Annotated in this window: 17 protein-coding genes; 13 read left to right on the top strand and 4 right to left on the bottom strand. The window is 69.9% G+C overall.

From position 1 onward, the window contains the following. Positions 1–58 precede the first annotated feature (58 nt). From flhF to caldi_RS06810, 4 genes are all read left to right on the top strand, one after another. Positions 59–1366 (top strand): flagellar biosynthesis protein FlhF, encoded by a 1308-nt coding sequence (gene flhF / locus caldi_RS06825; protein ID WP_264844365.1) that lies wholly within the window; start codon positions 59–61, stop codon positions 1364–1366. A 637-nt stretch (positions 1367–2003) separates the two neighbouring features. After that, positions 2004–2453 carry a winged helix-turn-helix transcriptional regulator gene (locus caldi_RS06820; RefSeq protein WP_264844364.1) on the top strand — a complete coding sequence of 150 codons (450 nt, stop codon included), beginning with the start codon at positions 2004–2006 and terminating at the stop codon, positions 2451–2453. A 685-nt stretch (positions 2454–3138) separates the two neighbouring features. Further along, positions 3139–4149 carry a lysylphosphatidylglycerol synthase transmembrane domain-containing protein gene (locus caldi_RS06815; protein WP_264844363.1) on the top strand — a complete coding sequence of 337 codons (1011 nt, stop codon included), beginning with the start codon at positions 3139–3141 and terminating at the stop codon, positions 4147–4149. Positions 4150–4153: 4 nt separating this feature from the next. After that, positions 4154–5824 (top strand): phosphatidylglycerol lysyltransferase domain-containing protein, encoded by a 1671-nt coding sequence (locus caldi_RS06810; protein WP_264844362.1) that lies wholly within the window; start codon positions 4154–4156, stop codon positions 5822–5824. On the opposite strand, the gene caldi_RS06805 is transcribed toward caldi_RS06810, so the two are convergent. Continuing rightward, positions 5797–7119, bottom strand: a complete 1323-nt coding sequence (locus caldi_RS06805) for an ABC transporter ATP-binding protein (RefSeq protein WP_264844361.1) — start codon at positions 7117–7119, stop codon at positions 5797–5799. The two genes, caldi_RS06810 and caldi_RS06805, sit on opposite strands and share 28 nt — an antisense overlap. A 23-nt stretch (positions 7120–7142) precedes the next feature. Next, positions 7143–8861 (bottom strand): ABC transporter permease, encoded by a 1719-nt coding sequence (locus caldi_RS06800; RefSeq protein ID WP_264844360.1) that lies wholly within the window; start codon positions 8859–8861, stop codon positions 7143–7145. Between the two features lie 408 nt (positions 8862–9269). On the opposite strand from caldi_RS06800, the gene caldi_RS06795 reads away from it, so the two are divergent. Beyond that, positions 9270–10091, top strand: a complete 822-nt coding sequence (locus caldi_RS06795) for a polysaccharide deacetylase family protein (RefSeq protein ID WP_264844359.1) — start codon at positions 9270–9272, stop codon at positions 10089–10091. Between the two features lie 1834 nt (positions 10092–11925). Then, positions 11926–12309: a sigma-70 family RNA polymerase sigma factor gene (locus caldi_RS06790; protein ID WP_406568102.1), complete on the top strand. Its 384-nt coding sequence runs from the start codon at positions 11926–11928 to the stop codon at positions 12307–12309. On the opposite strand, the gene caldi_RS06785 is transcribed toward caldi_RS06790, so the two are convergent. After that, on the bottom strand, positions 12306–12590 hold the full coding sequence (locus caldi_RS06785; protein ID WP_264844358.1) for a hypothetical protein: 285 nt from the start codon (positions 12588–12590) through the stop codon (positions 12306–12308). The two genes, caldi_RS06790 and caldi_RS06785, sit on opposite strands and share 4 nt — an antisense overlap. A gap of 158 nt (positions 12591–12748) precedes the next feature. Here caldi_RS06785 and caldi_RS06780 point away from each other — a divergent pair, with 158 nt between their 5' ends. Both caldi_RS06780 and caldi_RS06775 read left to right on the top strand, forming a co-directional pair. Further along, on the top strand, positions 12749–13024 hold the full coding sequence (locus caldi_RS06780) for a hypothetical protein (RefSeq protein ID WP_264844357.1): 276 nt from the start codon (positions 12749–12751) through the stop codon (positions 13022–13024). 12 nt (positions 13025–13036) lie between these two features. Continuing rightward, positions 13037–13279: a hypothetical protein gene (locus tag caldi_RS06775; protein WP_264844356.1), complete on the top strand. Its 243-nt coding sequence runs from the start codon at positions 13037–13039 to the stop codon at positions 13277–13279. A gap of 57 nt (positions 13280–13336) precedes the next feature. On the opposite strand, the gene caldi_RS06770 is transcribed toward caldi_RS06775, so the two are convergent. Beyond that, positions 13337–13978 (bottom strand): manganese catalase family protein, encoded by a 642-nt coding sequence (locus caldi_RS06770; protein ID WP_264844355.1) that lies wholly within the window; start codon positions 13976–13978, stop codon positions 13337–13339. Here caldi_RS06770 and caldi_RS06765 point away from each other — a divergent pair. From caldi_RS06765 to caldi_RS06745, 5 genes are all read left to right on the top strand, one after another. Beyond that, positions 13967–14662, top strand: a complete 696-nt coding sequence (locus caldi_RS06765; RefSeq protein WP_264844354.1) for a YqeG family HAD IIIA-type phosphatase — start codon at positions 13967–13969, stop codon at positions 14660–14662. The genes caldi_RS06770 and caldi_RS06765 overlap by 12 nt on opposite strands. A gap of 79 nt (positions 14663–14741) precedes the next feature. Further along, positions 14742–15641, top strand: coding sequence for a shikimate dehydrogenase (locus caldi_RS06760; RefSeq protein ID WP_264844353.1), 900 nt, complete (start codon positions 14742–14744; stop codon positions 15639–15641). Positions 15642–15660: 19 nt separating this feature from the next. Beyond that, positions 15661–16296: a prepilin peptidase gene (locus tag caldi_RS06755; protein WP_264844352.1), complete on the top strand. Its 636-nt coding sequence runs from the start codon at positions 15661–15663 to the stop codon at positions 16294–16296. Positions 16297–16312: 16 nt separating this feature from the next. After that, a complete protein-coding gene (aroC, locus tag caldi_RS06750) occupies positions 16313–17506 on the top strand; it encodes a chorismate synthase (RefSeq protein ID WP_319951802.1) in 1194 nt (397 codons plus the stop codon). Further along, positions 17475–18044 (top strand): shikimate kinase, encoded by a 570-nt coding sequence (locus tag caldi_RS06745; RefSeq protein ID WP_264844351.1) that lies wholly within the window; start codon positions 17475–17477, stop codon positions 18042–18044. The genes aroC and caldi_RS06745 overlap by 32 nt, the downstream gene beginning before the upstream one ends. Positions 18045–18078: the final 34 nt, after the last annotated feature.

Genomic DNA, 18078 nt, shown 5'->3' with positions numbered 1-18078 from the left:
TGTGAGAAAAGCGTAGAGGACGAACCGAAAGCTGAGCTGCGGGAATGGTGACGACCGGATGCGGGTGAAGCGCTTTGTGGGCCGGACGTTCCCGGAGGTGGTCTCCCAGGTTCACGCTGAGCTCGGTCCCCAGGCCGTGATCCTGTACACGAGGCCGGTCCGGATGGGGGGTGTCTTTGGCCTCCTCCGCAGGAAGCTGGTTGAGGCTATCGCTGCCGTGGACGATTTCCCGGTCCCGAGGGAAACGTCGCCGAGCGATACGGTGGGAGGCCGTGTCCTGTCCGGGGCATCGTCCGTTCCTGAACCCGCCACGAGGGCACCTGCACCGACGCCTGCCGCTGCCCCGCCGCCCCCGCTTCCGGCAACTAAATCCGGGCCGGTCACCTTTGTCCCAGAGGCCCTGCCCCCGGCAAAGCGGGACGGTTTGCCCCGGGTGGAAGTGAAGTGCGATCGGGGCTTCGTGGCGTACTCAAAGCGGTGGCCCGATGCCGACGGCGACCTGCCTGCTGAGCTGGCCAAGCTGTCGAGCCTCATGGGTCGCGTCCTGGACCACCTGGATCTCTCGCGGATTCAGGGGCTGGAGGTAGCAGTGCGGCCGGTGTACATCTCCCTGGTGGGCCAGGGCGTCGAGCCGGAGATCGCCGCCGGATTGGCGCGGCAGGTGCAGGGGCGCCTCAGGCGGGAAGGTGGCCGGTCACTGGCCGAGTTGGCGCGGGCCGTCCTCGCGGATCACCTGGGTTGGCCGGCGACGGTGCAACTGGAGCCCGGGGCTCACCGGGTGATAGCCCTCGTGGGGCCGACCGGGGTGGGTAAGACCACGACACTGGCCAAACTGGCGGCCCACTTCGCGCTGACCCGAGAGCGCCGGGTGGCGGTGATGACGGCGGACACGTACCGGATCGCCGCGGTGGAGCAACTGCGCACTTACTGCGAGCTCATCGGCGTGCCTCTGACCGTGGCGCAGTCGCCGGAGGACGTGGCCGCCGGGTTGCAGGCACATCGAGCGGCTGACCTCATTCTCGTCGATACGGCCGGGCGGAGCCACAACAACCTAGCCCAGATGGACGACCTGGTCCGCTATCTGGCGGCCCTGAGGCCTGATGAGACTTACCTGGTTCTGAGCCTGACGGCTTCCACCACGGACGCCGAGGCCGTGGCTCGGGCCTACGAGGACGTCGGGTACAACCGCCTCCTTTTCACCAAGCTGGACGAGGCGACCCAGCCCGGAATGATGGTCAATCTCCGGGCGCGGACAGAGAAGCCCTTGTCCTACATCACCACGGGACAGAGCGTGCCGCACGACATCGAGGTCGCAAGCCCCGATCGCCTTCTTCCACTCTTTCTCAGGGAACTGTCCAACGCGTGATCAGGCGGAGGTGCTGTCGCACCATGTTTCTCACTTGGGGTGACGATCGGGCGTGGACCTGAGGGCGATCGTGGTCAGCGAATTGTCAGCATGGGTGAGATCTGACCGGCTGGAGGCAGAAGCGGAACGTGTGGTGCACCTGTTGGAGTCGGGAGAAAGGCGCGCGATTGTGCGCACAGAGGAGGGAGGGATGCGTTGGGTGTGAGCGGATGACAAGCTGCTGGTCGAACTGCCGAACGGGACGAAGAAGGTCCGGAATCTCACGGACCCCGGACATGGCAGCTGACAGACGGACGCGGGCGAACGAAGAGGCCCTCACTGGGGTGAGGCGACTCGCTTGCGTGGTACTAGTCAGCCCTAGTATCGTGTCAGCGCTCAAATCAGCTTGAGCGGGGTCGGGGAGAGTAGTCTCGATGAGACCTGGTGGCGGGTGAAAGGGTTTGATCCGAAAGACACCCCCTCGGGTCACCGGTCAAGACACGGGCCACACGACGAGGATGGGATAACCAATATAACACACGGAGAAAGAGGTGCCGAGGGCGGCGTGCAGGCAGGCCGGAAGCGGTCGATTGGGCGGCGACAGTGCAGGTTCCTTCGCGCGTTGATGGAGATCGGGGGGTCAGCTGAGGTCGTAGACGTGGCTGCGCGCAGCGGGTTGACACGGACAGAAGCGTTGCAACTGATCGGTGGACTGGCGGAGCGGAACCTGATCGAGTTCGGTGGAGGTCGCGTGTGGATTCCGCCGGGGCAAGCCAGCCACGTCGCAGGACTGCTGCGCGTTTGGTGCCGGCCCGGGACGGAGACTCACCGCATTCGGGATTGTCTGTTGGATATCCTGACTGCTCGGGGTCCGCTGACATTACGGGAGTTGGCCGGTGTGGTCGGTGTTTGCTATACGACAGTACACAAGGCGGTCAGCGCTCTTGAGGAAGAAGGCAAGGTGGAAAAGACGCAGGCCTTCGGGCCGGGTGGCCGGGTGGTGGTGCGAATTCCCGGAGACACCCGGGCGCCGGCAGCAATCTCCTGGGATAGCCACGAGAGGAAATGGGGTCAATTGCGGCGGCTGGCCGAGAGGGTCCGCAGCTGAGGAGTGTGCACACACGGAAGCAGGTGTTGGATCTTGGGGATAAGGAGCGGGTGGGGGGGTGTGATGGCGTAACGGGAGACCCGTGCTGAAAGCGCCAGCGCGGGCGATCGTGATGGTAGATCTCCTCTACGATTCAGTGGGGTGCGGGGTACGTCAGGCAGTGACGAAACGCCAGCGGCCGCTGGACGACCACCCGACGGGTGGCCAATTCTGGACATTATTCTGCCGAGTCACGCGGTTCGGGCGCGCTTGCCGGACGCTTTGATCGGGCGGCACTTCACGTGCGCCAACCCACGCGTCTCTGCCTTGTCTCTTCTGAGAGGCATTCACGGAGTACCCAAGCATGAGAGAGGTAAGAGAGGAGTGTGGGGGAGCAAGCAGTTTGTCCATGGCGCGCGAGTCCGTTATATTAAGGTCCTCGTCAGAGCAGCTCACCTGGCGGTGCTTCGGCGTGGTGTCCAGGAATTGTTGGCTACCCATGTCGGTGAGTTCAGTCGCGAGTTCCAACGAGACCTCCCGTCTGCCGTACAGCAGAAGCGCCAGGACTTGCCGCACACGAGCTTCAGACGACTACCCTTCAGCATCCGAGCCGCGGTCCCCCAATCCGGTCAGGCCTCCGTCCGGCCGGTTGACATCGCCGACCGGCGGGCACACCATGAAGGGCAGGACGGGGGAGGAGGCTCGGATGCGGGGCGCCTTGCGGGCACTCTGGCCCGGACTCGCCGTGGGGGGCGTGTTGGCGTATGCCTACGTGCACCGGGGCGAGTTCGTCGCGGTCGGGCCCCTCCTGCGGCACGCGGACCGGCCCGCCCTGGCGGTGGCCGCGGCCCTGCAGCTGGCCTTCCTGACAGACCAGGCCCTGCTCTACTTCGTGTTGTTCCGCCTGGCCCGCACCCCGCTGCCGATCGGCTTCCTGGTGGAGATCACCCTCGCCGCCAACCTTGCCAACCGGCTCGCGCCCGTGGCGGGTGGGGCGGGAGCCTCCGTGTTCGCGCTGGCCGCCGGCCGGCGCGGGGTTCCGATGGCACGGGCGGCGGCCATTCACCTGCTCTTTTATGTGGTCGACTACGCCACCTTCGCCCTGGTGGTCGCGGTGCTCGCGGCGGTGCTGCCGCGGGTGACGGCGCTGCCGCCGGGGGCAGGGCCGGCGCTGGCCGGGTTCTCGGGAGCCGTGGGGCTCGGGCTCGTCGCCCTGGTCACCGTGTGGCTCCGGCCGGACATCCTCCGGCGGATGGCGGGCCGGCACGGCCCGGAACCCGGCGCCGCCGATCCGGCTGTCCTGGCGCGCCTGCGGCGCGCTTGGTCCCGGGGGGTGTCCGCGCTCGAACGGGAGCTCCGCGCCCTGCAGCCGGTCCTCACCTCGGCGACCGGTCTTCTCACCGCGGCGGCCGTCGGCCTGAGCGTGCAGGTGGTCGACATGGGGATCGTCTACTGGAGCTTCCGGGCGTTCCGCTACGCGGTCCCGCCGGTGACGCTCGTAGCGGGCTTCAGCCTGGCAACCGTCCTGTCGCTCATCTCGCTGGTGCCGGGCGGGGTAGGCGTGTTCGAAGCTTCCATGACGGGCGTCTTCCGTACCCTGGGCGTCCCCCTGCCGGTGGCGGCGGCCGTCACGCTCCTGTACCGTGTCCTGAACTTCTGGCTGCCTCTGGGTCTCGGCATCCCCGGGCTGCGCCGGATTGCCCGGGAAGGAGGGTGAACGGTTGACCCATCGGTCCGCCGCGCCGGTTGTCCTGGCCCTGATCGTGGGCATGATGGGCCTGCTGAACACCGTGTCCTCCCTGCTGGCACCGGTGGTTCATCCCATGCGCGGAGCGTGGATACTCCGCCCGCTCCCCTCCGGCAGCCGGCTGCTCTCCGTGGTCACGGGGTTCCTGCTCCTGCTCCTGGCCCCGCAGGTGGCTCGGGCGAAGCGGCTAGCCTGGCAACTGACCGTGGGTACGCTCCAGCTGTCCGTCGTCCTGCACTTGGTGAAGGGCCTCAACTGGCCCGAGGCCTTGGTGCAGATGGGCGTGCTGGAAGCCCTCATCTGGTTCCGGCCGGCCTTCCGGGCCCGCAGCGATCCGCCCTCGGTGGCCCGGGGTCTCCTGACCCTCGTGGCGGGGATCGTCTTCGGGTACGGGTACACCGTGCTGGGCCTCTACTTCCTGGACGCGGGACTGCACCGCCACTTCTCGCTTTCGGCGGCGCTGCGGGAAGCGGTCCTCCTGCTGAGCCCGTTCACCCCCATGCGCCTTCAGGCGTTCAGTCCGCGGGCGCGCTGGTTCCTGGACTCCGTCTACCTGGTGTTCGGATCGACCGCGCTGTACGGCTTCCTGATGCTGTTCCGGCCGTTCGTGTACCGGCGAACGACGTGGCGGCAGGAGCGGGAGCGCGCCCAGGCCATCGCGATGCGCTGGGCGCGGTCGGCGCTGGTGTACTTCACTCTGCAGGACGACAAGCTCTTCTGGTTCAGCCCGTCGGGCCGGTCGTACGTGAGCTACCGCCTGGTGGGCGACGTGGCCCTCGTGCTGGGCGACCCGGTGGGTCCCCCGGACGACGTTCCGGCCGCGATCGCTGCGTTCACCGAGGAGGCCGCGCGCAACGGCTGGGTGCCTGCCTTCTTGCAGGTCCTGCCGGACCATCTCGAGGCCTACAGGCAGACCGGCTACCAGGTCCTGAAGCTCGGTGAGGAGGCCCTGGTGGACCTGGCCGGCTTCGACCTGGTCGGACGGCAGTGGCGCGACATCCGCCAGGCCCGCAACCGACTCCAGCGCCGTGGCTACCAGGTGCGAACGTGCGAGCCGCCGATCCCGGACGACCTCCTGGAGCGCCTGCGCCAGGTCTCGGACGCCTGGCTCCGGCGCAAGGCCGGGCCTGAACGCACCTTCTCCCTGGGTCGTTTCGACTCCCGGGCGCTGAAGGAGACGCCCGTGGTTTACGTGGAGGGTCCCGGCGGGGAGATCGTCGCGTTTGCGAACCTGCAGCCCATGTACGGACTGGATCAGGTCTCTCCCGACCTGATGCGCTACCACCCCGGCGCGCCGAACGGGACAATGGAGTTCCTCCTGAGCGAGATCGCCCTGAGGGCCCGAGAGCAGGGCGTGGCGACGCTGAACCTGGGGATGGCGCCCTTCGCCAACGTCGGGGGCGAGGGCGAGACCGACCTGCCGCACCGCACCGTGCGGTTCCTCTACCTGCGGTTCAACCGCTTCTACAACTTCCAGGGCCTGCGGGCGTTCAAGGAGAAGTTCAACCCCCGCTGGGAGCCCCGCTACCTCGTGTACCCATCGGCGACGGTGCTGCCCCGGGTCGCGCTGGCGGCCGTCCGGGCCGGGTCGACCCAGGGCCTGGCGGGCTTCCTCCGTCAGGCCGGCTCCTCGGGCTCGAGGTAGAGCACCCGGGCCTCGTCGTCGTAGGCGAACAGTTCGCCGTAACGCCCCCAGTCGATCAACGTGTCCAGCTGGCGGTCCGCCTCGCCGGGGCTCAGGCGACGCTCAAGGAAGGAAAGGAAGAACTCCCGGGGCATCCGGCGGTTTGCCTTGGACCGGAGGACCGAGACGATCTGGTCCAGGGAACGCACCCGCGCCAGGGCCAGGGAGCGAAACAGCTCCTTGCGTTCGAGCACCGAGGCGTTGGCAAAACGCCGGCCGGTCTCCGTCAGCTCGATGTCCCCCTCGTGGATCCGGGCCAGCCCCAGGAGCTCGGCGGCCTCGACGTGCGGAAGCAGGTCCTCGATGTCGAGCTGCAGTTCGTCTCCCAGGGCGTAGAGGTCGACTCGCGGCGCCTCTTTCTCTTCCAGGAGCTCGACCAGACCGGTCAGGGCCCCGGCGCGAACGTTGGGGATCAGGCCAGAGGCGGCGCCCGCAGCGGCATCCGCGGCTTCAAGGCGCCGGCGCCGGGTGACGATACCGTAGATCTCGTCGACCAGGCGCGTGAAGGCGGGAGATGCGGGATCCCGCCAGTGCGGGATGGTGATCGGCACGTCGGCCACGACCTGCCCGGGGTCCCGGGAGAGGATCACGGCGCGGTCGGCCATGTAGACGGCTTCCTCGATGTTATGCGTCACCAGGAGGATCGCCCGGGTGGGGATCTTGCGCTCCACCCACAGCTCCAGGAGGTCGCGCCGCAGGTTTTCCGCCGTCAGGACGTCCAGGGCAGAGAACGGCTCGTCCATGAGGAGCACGTCCGGCTCCATGACCAGCGCCCGGGCCAGGCCGACGCGCTGGCGCATGCCCCCGGAGAGCTCCTTCGGATAGGCGTGCTCGAAGCCGTCGAGGCCCACCATGTCCAGGACCCGGAGGGCGCGCTCCCGGCGCTCGCCGCGCGGGAGCTGGCGGTGCTCCAGGCCGAGCTCCACGTTCTGCAGCACCGTCAGCCAGGGGTAGAGCGCGAAGGTCTGGAAGACCATCGCGACACCCGGGTTGATCCCCTCCACGGCCTGGTTGCGGAAGCGGACTTCCCCCTCCGAAGGCCGGCTCAGCCCTGCGACGATCCGGAGGAGGGTCGACTTGCCCGACCCCGAGGGCCCCAGGATCGCCACGAACTCGCCGCTACGCACCGCCAGGTCGATGTCTCTCAGCACCGCGATGGACGTGCCCCGGGCCTTCTCGTACATCTTCGAGACGCCCCGGAGTTCGACCAGGACTTCCGGCGAACGCTCCCGGGTCAGCACCGGATGAGGCTTCATCGGATGTCACCCCGCTCGCGACATCATGCATGGTAGTGAGCGCTGGCCGTTCGGAAGAGGGTGTGCCACAGAAGCCGGTTCATCAGCACCACCAGGGTGGACATCACCGTGATGCCCCAGACGATGCCGGCCCAGTCGCCGACCCGGGCGGCCTGGGTGATGAAGGCGCCAAGGCCCGGAACCGAGAGCGTCGTCGATCCCCAGGTGACGATCTCGGACACGATGGAGGCGTTCCACGCACCCCCGGCGGCCGCGATGCACCCGTTCACCAGCGAGGGAGCAATCGCCGGCAGGTAGACGCTGCGCCAGCGTGCCCAGCCCCGCAGGCGGAGCATGGCCGCGGCCTCCCGGAGGTCGGCGGGGAGCGCTGTCGCCCCCGAGATCACGTTGAACAGGACGTACCACTGGGTCCCGAGCATCATGAGGGGAATGGTGCCGATCTCGAAGTTCACGTGGTACCGCAGGTACAGGGCGGTGAGGAACGGGAACACGAGGTTGGCCGGGAACGAGGCGGCGATCTGCACCAGCGGACGCATCACCCGGGCCAGACGGGGGTTCAGCCCGATGGCCACCCCGACCGGGACCGTCCAGAGAGCCGCCAGCGCCGTCGAGAGCAGGACTCGGACAAGCGTGAGGAGGCCCAGGCCGACTACGCCCGTCAATGCCCCCGGAGGCATGCCGCCCAGCATGCGGAGGGCCAGGTAGGCGTACCGCAGCACCAGGGCCCCGACGACCGCGCCGGTAGCCCGGGTGAGGACCCGAGGCGCGGCACCCGAGGCGAAGCGCCCCTCCAAAACCTTCGCCAGACCGGAGAGGGCGGCGTCGGCGGCGCGCCAGACCGGCTCCACCGCCCGGCGCCAGATGGCCCCAGCCACGCGGGAGCGTCGCAGCACATCCAGGACGTGGGAGCTGGGCTCCTCCTCGTCGTCCACCTCTTCCATCTTGAACCGTTGGGTCCAGGCGGCCACGGGGCGCCAGAAGAGCTGATCGACCAGCACGACCACCACGACCATCGTGACAACGGCCCAGGTGACGGCGCGGAGGTCGGCCTGCTCCACCGCGGTGGCGAGATACGACCCCAGTCCTGGCAGGCGGATGTCCCGCCCCAACACCGTGATCGCCTCGCTGGCGGCGAGGAAGAACCAGCCGCCGCCGAAGGATATCATCCCGTTCCAGACCAGGCCCACCATGGAATACGGAAGTTCGACGGCGGTCAGCCGGCGCCAGGGGTCGAGCCGGAGGATCCGGGCGGCTTCGCGCAGGTCCTGGGGGATGACGGTCAGGGAGTGATAGAAACTGAAGGTCATGTTCCAGACCTGGCTCGTGAAGATGGCGAAGATGGAGGCCAACTCCGCCCCCAGCAGCCGGTTCGGGAACAGCGCGGTGAAGCCGGCCACCGTCACGGAGAGGAACCCGAGGACGGGGACCGACTGCAGCACGTCGAGCAGGGGGATCAAGATTCGCTCGGCCGACCGGCTGTAGGCCGCGATGTAACCGTACACGATGGTGAACAGGATGGAAAAAGCAAACGCCAGGAACATTCGCAGAAGCGAACGTCCGGCGTAGTACGGGAGCATTCGCGGGTCCAGGAGGATGGCGGGACCCCGGCCCGCTTCCAGAGGAGCCCCCATGCCGGCTCCCACGTGGACGATTCCGTAAACCAGCCCCAGCGTCCCAATCCCGACGATCAAGTCGGCGACGGCCGGACGTCGCGGGAGCGCGGGACGGGAAAAAGAAGCCACTGGCGGTCAGCCTCCCTTCTGCCGGTGCACGCGGGCTGGGCCCGCCGTCCGCCCGGCCGGGAGGCCGCCGATCAGCCTGGCCGGGAGGGACGCGGCGGGACGGAGAAGTCAAGGGGCAACACCGCCCATCTTCGTGGGTCCGGTACCGAATCCGCCACCGCCGCTCACCTCCCCGCATGTCCGAGGTCCTTCTTCGAAACCTGGTGCCAGGCCCAATCTAATACCGCCGCGGGGCGGCTGTCAAACGGAACGTGGATGAGGTGTGGAACGGAACGTGGATGAGGGCCGTGCAACCTGCCATCCTCGCGAATCGGCCTCGCCGCGACGCGGTCCCGGTGATAGAATGGGGTTGTGTGCATGTTGTGGGATCGGCCCGGTGTCGTGTATTGGGGATATCAGGTGAAGGCCATGACGCGAAGGGGTTCCGGGACCAGGCGGGTCCTGAAGGCAGCGCTGGTTGTGCTGGTCCTGATCGCCGCGTACGTGCTGGTCCCGTTCCGTTCTTCCGGGGCAAGACTGGCCCATGCGCGGGCAGAACGCCGGGAGGCGCCGGGCTGGGTTCCGGTCCCCATCCTGGCTTACCACGAGATCGCCGACGGGCCCTCGCCGATCGATCTCTCGCCGCGGGACTTCGCGCTCGAGCTCCGCTACCTGGCGCGGGCGGGCTACTCGCCGGTCACGCTCGACCAAGTGTACAGGGCTGTCGCTCGTCGCACCCCGCTACCGGGCCGTCCGATCGTGCTGACCTTCGACGACGGGTATGAAAGCTTTTACCGCTCGGCATTTCCGCTGCTGCAACGGTACCACTACCCGGCCACCGTGTTCGTCAGCACCGGACTGGTGGGTCGGCCGGGGTACCTGACCTGGGATCAGATCCGGGAACTCGACCGGGCGGGGATCGAGATCGGCGCCCACACGGTGAATCACCCCGACCTGCGGGGGCTTGACGACACGCAGCTTCGGTCGGAGATCTCAGGGTCCCGCGAGGTTCTCTCTGCCCGCCTCGGTCACGCCCCGGCATTCTTCGCGTACCCCTATGGCGCGCTGAACCCGCGCGTCGTGGACGCCGTCCGCCGCGCGGGCTTTCTCGCCGCCGTCACCGGGCGTCCCGGCGCGGTGGGCCCGTCGCAGGACCCCTTCCTCTGGCCACGCAACGTGGTCGTCCGGGGCACCGGGTACTGGCGCCTTGGGCGTCTCCTGCGGCGGGCGCTCCAGCAGTCCGGTCCGTAAGCAGTCGTCCTTCGGCGATTGTTCCCGCAGGCACCTGGAACTGCTGGCCCCGTGCCGGGGGCCGCTTCGGTCATTTGAGCGTCTGTCGCTGGCATTGACTCTCTTTTATAGTCTCCCCCCTTAGTCTCTCCAGAAGGCATACGTGTAGTACCCAAATACGACGAGGGAGAGGTAAGAGAGGGGGTGGGGGGAGAGGAAGGAGAGGGAGGCAGTCAGTTCCGCTTTCTGGAATATCTTGCGGCAAACCTTGCCAATAAGTGGATACAATTGCGCTTACCCGATGCGGATGGGGCCTAGCTTGCCCGGGCACAACTTGCTGGGGGCAGAGCGTAGAAGGATTCGTAGTCGAGCTGTTGGCGGTCCGGGCGGCGGAGGAAGACGTTGGAGGGGGGAGGGACTGGCCGGCGCGCTGTGGCGAAGGGCCGGGGAGTGGGACGCCCATAGCGACGGCGGAGGAAGTCGAGAAGCTCGCGGTGGAAGAACTTTTCGAAGAACGCCTCGCACTCGATGCGGGGTCTTTCCGGGCTGGGCTTGTACTTCGCCTCGGCCACGCACATCGCGTGGATGAGGTCGCCCACATCGGCGCCGGCGGCGTGGAAGCGGTTCAGGTGGGCGGCGATGCGGGCCGCCTCGCTCGGGGTGGGGTGGCGGCGGACGATGCCGCGGAAGACGTGGAGGACCGGCTCGGGCAGCCGGACGCCGGGCGGTGGCGGTGCGGAGGTGGGGGATCCGGTAACAGACGCACCCGGTGCGGGGGCCTGGGGCCGAGAGGAAACAGGCGGTCCAACAGGCGAAGGGCGGATGCCTAAGTTGAGGCGATCACCTACCTGTTCGGAGGCCGGCGCCTGGCCGGATGGAGTGAGTCCCGCCGCGTGAGGTGTGGGGCGGGGGACGGTGATGCGAGCGTCGGGTTCCGGCGAATCGGACGGAAGGACTGGTGCAGGGGCGGCAAGAGTGTGAGTGCTGGGAGGTTGGGGGGCGGGCGTTTCAAACTGCGCCGTGGGAGCTTCGAGATAAGTGAGGGATGTGGGGTAGGCGCCCGTACCGGGTGTGGGGCGCAAGGAGGACAGAAGGGCTTCGGCGGTCGCAAGGGTGTGCTCGAGGCGAGCAGTGAGCGCTGCGACTTGGTCGTGGAGCGTCTGCAGGGCCGAGGCACATGTGGCACAGCACTCGGGCTGATGTACGGGCTGGATGGGTGCGTGGTCGCGCGGGCTGAGCCGATGTGATGCCTCGGATGGTGGGGTAGCCGGCGTGGCGGAATCTGCAGATGGCGACGGCAAGGAGAGTGCGAACTCGAGGATCTTGGCGGCCCGAGTGGGACCCGGGACGAGACGGAGGACCTTCTTTTGGGATGCCTTGGCCAGGTCGCGGTACATGGTGAAGAGGCCGCGGCCGGCGATAGCAGCCAGTTCTGCGACGGTGTGTGGTTTTCCGTCGAAGGCGACTGCCCACGGGTGACCGGGGCAGACGTTGGGCGCGCCGGCCTCTAGCAGGGAGAAGATGGCCCGGGCCGATCCGGGGCCGAGCAGTTTGGTCAGAGTGTCAACGTCAGGCAGCCGGTCTTCACGAGACATGATACTGCCTCCTCTTGACCGGCCGGGCTGGGCGTGCGAGAATACAAAAAAGCCGCCCAGTGCGCGGGCGTTTTGCCAGTACGGCGCGACTGAGCGGATCGCCGCCAGCCCGGACTCGGGTCGTGGTGTGGGGCTGGTGGACCTAACGCAGCGGGTGCCTACGCCGAAGGGGAGTCGGCGAGGCACCCGTTGACTGTTTGCGGGTACGACGAAGCTGGCAGATGCTGCCGCGCCGCGCAGTCATGGGAAATGAGATCCTCATGTACTTGAGGTCCCTCAAGCGCCTGCGCGGCGAGGTGTCGCTCTACGACCCGATCGGCGTGGACAGGGAGGGCAACGAGATCCAGCTGATCGACGTGCTGGGGAGCGACCCGGACGTCGTTCCCGAACTGGTCGGCCGGCGCCTGGAGGAGGGGCGCCTGCGGGAGATGCTCGCGCGCCTGGGGCCGAAGGAGCGCCAGGTGCTGGAGCTGCGGTACGGCATCCACGGGGGCCCCCGCAAGACCCAGCGGGAGATCGCCCGGATGTTGGGGATCTCCCGCAGCTACGTGAGCCGGATCGAGAAGAAGGCCGTCACCAAGCTGTGCAAGGCGCTGCTGGAGGAAGGGCCGAGGGGTGCCGACTCCGAAGCGTCAGGGCGCTAAGGGTGATCCGGTGCGATCATGCTGCGCTGCGCCTCCGCCAGGGCCGAGACGTCGACGGCTGGCTTCCACGGCGCCAGGAGGAAGCGCTGCAGCGCAGCGCGCACGGGCTCCGGGACGGCCAGGCCCGCGGGCTCGGATTGATCCTGCCACGGGCCGAGGCCGGCCGGTATCGTCGCGGTGAGGCCCGGCAGCGGGCGGAGTCCGGCCGGCCAGGGGGCCAGCGCGGGTCCGCGCGTCCACACGGGGAGGGCAGAGAAGAAGGCGGGCACGGCGATCGGCATCGGGTCTCCCACCTTTCGGTCGGGCACGGTACCGCTACAGCTTATGTGGCCGGCGGCCTCGCGGCCGAATCCGACAGCGGCTCCGTCCGCCCCACGGCCGGCGACGCCCTTTCCAGCATAGGATGGGACCGGATCTCGCCCGGAAGGGGGACGCGAAGGTGCTGGAGAAGGCGCTGGCGGCGGTCGAGCCGCTCGCCCACCGGCTGCTGGCCGGCTGGGACGGGGTCCGGGAGGCCGACCTCGCCCTGCAGGCCGCGCTCCTGGGCTACCTGGTTGGCACCGGGGTGCCGTCGGACGAGGCGGTCCGCACCGTTGAGGAATGGGTGGCCGCCGGGATGGTGCGCCCGGCACAGCCCAACCCGCTCTACACAGGGCTTCCGTGGTTCGTGCCGGGACCCGTGGCCGGAGCCCCCTACTACCACCGTGAGGGCTGAGGGGGTGCGAAGATGCGGACTTCCGAGGCGCTTCCGGACCCCGTGCCGTGGCAGTACGGCCGGCCTTCCGGCGAGCCCGGTGTGTTCCTGCTGGGGGCGGACGGGTGGCAGGAGCGGTGGAGCCCCCACGCCCTCCACCCGTACGCGGCGAAGTGGCTCGAGTGGGCGGCCCGCAGCGGCCCGAGCCCCGCTCTGGCCCCGCCCCAGCCCGAGTTCGCCTTCTACGCGCTCTACGTGGCCGACGGCTCGGACTGACCCGAGCGCGCAGGACGCCCGGCCGGCGCCGGGCGTCCTGCGCGCGGGCCCCGGGGCTCACCGCGGCGGGTACTCGAAGGCCGTCGGGTACGGGTAGGACGGCGGATAGGTGAGCGGCGGAGGGGGCGGAGCCGACCGGGCGCGCATCGCTTCGTAGGTGCCGGGCGACATGTTCAGGTAGGGGTGGCGGAACCACTCGACCGGGAGCTCGAGGGTACCCTTGATGGCCTCGAGGGCCCGTGCGAACGCGGCGGCGTGGGCCTCCTCCCGGGCGCCGAGGAACAGCAGGGTGTCGCGGCTCCCGGGGTCCTCGACCATGTTCGCCAGGCGCAGGTAAAGGTCGCGGGCCCGCAGTTCGGCCGCGATGTCGCTGTACAGGTCGGTGATGATGTTGCCGGTGACGTCCGCGTAGCTGGAGGTCCACGGCGACCCGCGGGAGTCCCGCATCTTGACCGTGCAGCCGTGCTGGCGCACGAGCTCGGCCACCATCTCCCAGTGCGAGATCTCCTCCGTGCCGATGTCCGTCAGGAGGTCGCGGATCGCCGGTATGTTCGTGTTGTACCGCTGGGTGAGGTACGTGTTGAGTGCGGTCGCCTCGGAGTCCGCGCCGGCGTACTGATCCAGGATGATCTCTCCCCAGCGCGGATCGGGCGTGACGACCCGGACGGGGCGGAGGAGTTCCTTCTTGTGGATGAACATGAGGCAGCCATCACCTCCACCCCACCGTATGACGACCCCGGGGGAAACGGCCCGCCCCGGGCGCCGGCCGCCCGCGCCAGTGACAGGTCCCGGCGGGTGTGCTACGCTCATTCCCGGGTGGGGAGGTGCACGCGAATCCTGCGGGTGTTGGTCCCTGCCGAGGTTCAGTCGTCGATCTTCGCCGTGGACTTCGGTGCGCTGCGGCGCCGGGGCATCCGGGGCCTCATCGTCGATCTCGACAACACCCTGGTCCCCTGGCGCCACCCGGCGCCGACCCCGGCCGCGCTCGAGTGGCTCCGGCGGGCCGAGGGGGCTGGCCTGCGCGTCTGCATCGTGTCCAACGGCGGCAGCCGGCGGGTCGAGGCCTTCGCCCGCCAGGCCGGGGTCGCTTACGTGGGCGGTGCGGGCAAGCCCCGCCGCCACGGGTTCCGGGAGGCGATGGCCCGCCTGGGCACCGGCCCGGGGGAGACGGCGGTGGTGGGGGACCAGCTCTTCACGGACGTGCTGGGGGGTAACCGGTTGGGGCTCTACACCATCCTGGTGTCGCCGGTGTCGCCGCGCGAGTTCATCGGGACTCGCTTCATGCGTCTGCTCGAGAAGCTGGTGCTGGGTCGCCTCGCCCGCCCGGGGGCGGTCCCCGCTCCCGACCGGCGGTCCGGCAGGAATCCGCGGTCGCACCCATGAAGTTAGAAGTGAGATCGCGGATCAGGCGACAAGATGGCCGGGAACGGACGCTCCCGGGTCGCATGGGAAGGGGTTGGGAATGTCGGTGCCTCGTGATGTCTGGGGGAGGCAGCCGCGCCCGTACGCCTTGCTTGGCTGGCCCGTGGGCCACTCGCTCTCCCCTGCGATGCACAACGCGGCTTTTCGGGAACAAGGGCTCCAGGCGATCTACGTGGCGCTCGCCGTTCCGCCGGAGGCGCTGGGGGAGGCCGTCCGGGGGCTCGCGTCGCTGGGCTTCGGCGGCGCCAACGTCACGATACCCCACAAGGAAGCCGTGCTCGACTACCTGGACGAGGTGACCCCGGAGGCGCGCCTGATCGGGGCCGTGAATACCATTGTCTGCCGTCACGGACGCCTCGTAGGGCACAACACCGACGGACAGGGCTTTCTCCGCCATCTCTACGCCGAGGGGATCGACCCGGCGGGCCAGAACGCCGTGATCCTGGGTGCCGGCGGGGCGGCGCGGGCGATCGCCGCGGCCCTGGCCGCGGCGGGCGTCCAAACCCTGGTGGTCGCCGGCCGTACCCCGGAGCGGGCGGAGGCGGTGGCCGGGCTCGCCCGCCGGGCGGCCTCGGCGGCAGGCACGGAGGTGGAGGCGACGGCCGTCCCCCTGCCGAGCCGGGAGGCGGAGCTGTGTCTCGCCGACGCGCACCTGGTCGTCAACTGCACCCCTGTGGGCATGGCCCCGGCCACCGAGGAGTCTCCGCTCCCGGACGGCCTCGGGGGCCTGCGCCCGGGGACGGTCGTCTACGATACGGTTTACCGGCCCGCGGAGACGCGCCTCCTGCGGGAAGCGCGTGCCCGGGCGCTGGTCACGGTCGGCGGCCTGGGGATGCTGGTCCACCAGGGGGCGCTCGCCTGGGAGCTCTGGTTCGGCCGGCCCGGGCCGGTACAGGTCATGTGGGCCGCTGCGGAGGCGGCCCTCAGGGGAGAGGACTGAGCGGGAGGGCGGCGGGCGGATGGGGGCTTCGCTGGCGGGCGCGGCGATCGGCGGCGTCCTGGCGTGGCTGGGCGCGTGGGTTTCGCCCCGCTGGACCACCCGGCCCCGGGGGGCCTGGGAGTGGGCGCTGTGCACGGTGCTGGGGGCGGCGCTGGGGTACGGCTTCGGCCGGGGGCCGGCCGGGCTCGGGCCGGAGTTCCTCCGGCTGGCCGTGCTGAGCGCGGTGGTGATCACGGCCAGCCTCGTCGACCTGCACGACCGGATCATCCCGAACGAGCTCCTGCTCGCTGCCGCGGCGCTGTGGCTCGTGCTGCAGGTCGCCGATCCGGCCGGCTGGCTGCAGGCTCTGGCCGGAGGGGCCTTCGGCTTCGGGGTCCTTTTCTTGCTCGGCATGCTCTTCCGGGGCGGCATGGGGATGGGTGACGTCAAGATGGCCGGGGTGGTGGGCCTCTACCTCGGGTGGCCGGCGGCCCTGGCGGCCCTCCTGGCGGCCTTCGTCGCCGGGGGACTGGTCAGCCTGGCGCTCCTGGCCCTGCGGCGGGTGGGGCGCAAGGACCAGATCGCCTTCGGCCCCTTCCTGGCCGCCGGGGCGATCGTGGCCGCCCTGGGGACGCCGGGGATCGCGTGGTTGTCGGTGGGCGTGGCGGGCCCGTGAGAGGAGGCATTCGCGCGTGCTGCGGTACCTGACTGCCGGGGAGTCGCACGGGCCCGGGCTGGTGACCATCGTGGAAGGGCTGCCGGCGGGCATTCCCGTGGACCTGGAGGCCATCAACCGGGATCTGGAGCGGCGCCAGGGGGGATACGGCCGCGGCGGCCGGCAGAAGATCGAGCGCGACCGGGTCCGGGTGCTGGGTGGAATCCGCCACGGGCGCACGCTGGGTAGCCCGGTGGCGCTTCTCGTCGAGAACCGGGACTGGGCGAACTGGCAGGACATCATGTCCCCCCTGCCGCCTGACGATCCTGCAGAGCTGGAGACCCGTCGGGCGCAGTCGCGGCGCGTGACGCGGCCCCGGCCGGGGCACGCCGACCTCGTCGGGAGCCTGAAGTACGCCCATGACGACGCCCGCAACGTGCTCGAGCGGGCCTCGGCGCGCGAGACGGCCGCGCGGGTGGCCGCCGGGTCCCTGGCACGGCAGCTCCTGCGCCAGTTCGGCATCGAGGTCGTGGGGCACGTCGTGGCCATCGGGCCCGTCGAGGCCGACCCGGCCGTCCTCGGCGCGCTCAGCCCGCAGGAGCTGGCGGACCGGGCGGAGGCGTCGCCGGTGCGCTGCGCCGACCCGGCCGCCTCGGCGCGCATGGTGGCGGAGATCGACGCCGCCCGGGCCGAGGGCGACTCCCTGGGCGGCATCATCGAGGTCATCGCCACCGGGCTGCCGCCCGGGCTCGGCAGCCACGTGCACTGGGACCGCAGGCTCGACGGCGCCCTGGCCGGCGCCCTCATGTCGATCCAGGCGATGAAGGGCGTGGAGATCGGGCTCGGCTTCGAGGCGGCCCGCCGCCGGGGGTCGGCGGTTCACGACCCGATCGCCTGGTCGCCCGAGCGCGGGTACTTCCGCACGTCGAACCGGGCCGGCGGCACGGAGGGCGGCATGTCGACCGGCATGCCGCTGGTGATCCGGGTGGCTCAGAAGCCGATTGCCACCCTGTACCGCCCCTTGCCGACCGTCGAGATGGGCACCCACCAGCCGGCCGAGGCGAGCGTGGAGCGCTCGGACGTGTGCGCCGTCCCCGCCGGGGCGGTCATCTGCGAGTGCGTGACCGCCTTCGAGCTGGCAAGGTTCTTCCTGGAGAAGTTCGGGGGCGACAGCCTGGAAGAGGTGCGGCGCGCCTACGATGGGTACCTGGCCTACCTCCGGACCCGCTGAGGACCGGCCCCCGGGCAACCTGTACCTGGTCGGGCTCATGGGCAGCGGCAAGACCACGGTGGCCCGGATCGTGGCGGCCCGGCTCGGGTGGCCGTGGCTCGATACCGACGACCTCGTGCAGAGGGACGCCGGACGCACCATCCCGGAGATCTTCGCCGCCGAGGGCGAGGCGGGGTTCCGCCGCCGGGAGCACGAGGCCCTGGCCCGGGTCGCCCGGGAGGGCGGCCGGGTGGTGGCCACCGGCGGCGGGATCGTGCTCCTGCCCGAGAACCGGGCCTTGCTCCGCTCGACCGGGTTCACCGTCTACCTGGAGGTGCCGCCCGAGGAGCTTCACCGCCGCCTCTCGCGGGGGCGGGGGCTCGCCTCCCGCCCCCTGCTCTCCGTGCCCGACCCGCTGGGGCGCCTCCGGGCCCTGCTTGCCGAGCGCGAGCCCCTGTACCGGGAGGTCGCCCACGCCGTGGTGAGCGGGCGCCGCGGCCCCCCCGCCGCCGTGGCGGAGAGGGTGGTGGCGGCCTGGAGGCGGCGAGGTGGCTCCTGAGATCCGCACACGAAGCCGCGGGGGCGCCGGCCCT

The sequence above is a fragment of the Caldinitratiruptor microaerophilus genome, assembly GCF_025999835.1.
GTDB lineage: Bacteria > Bacillota > Sulfobacillia > Symbiobacteriales > ZC4RG38 > Caldinitratiruptor > Caldinitratiruptor microaerophilus.
This window is presented reverse-complemented; position numbering and strand designations above follow the sequence as displayed.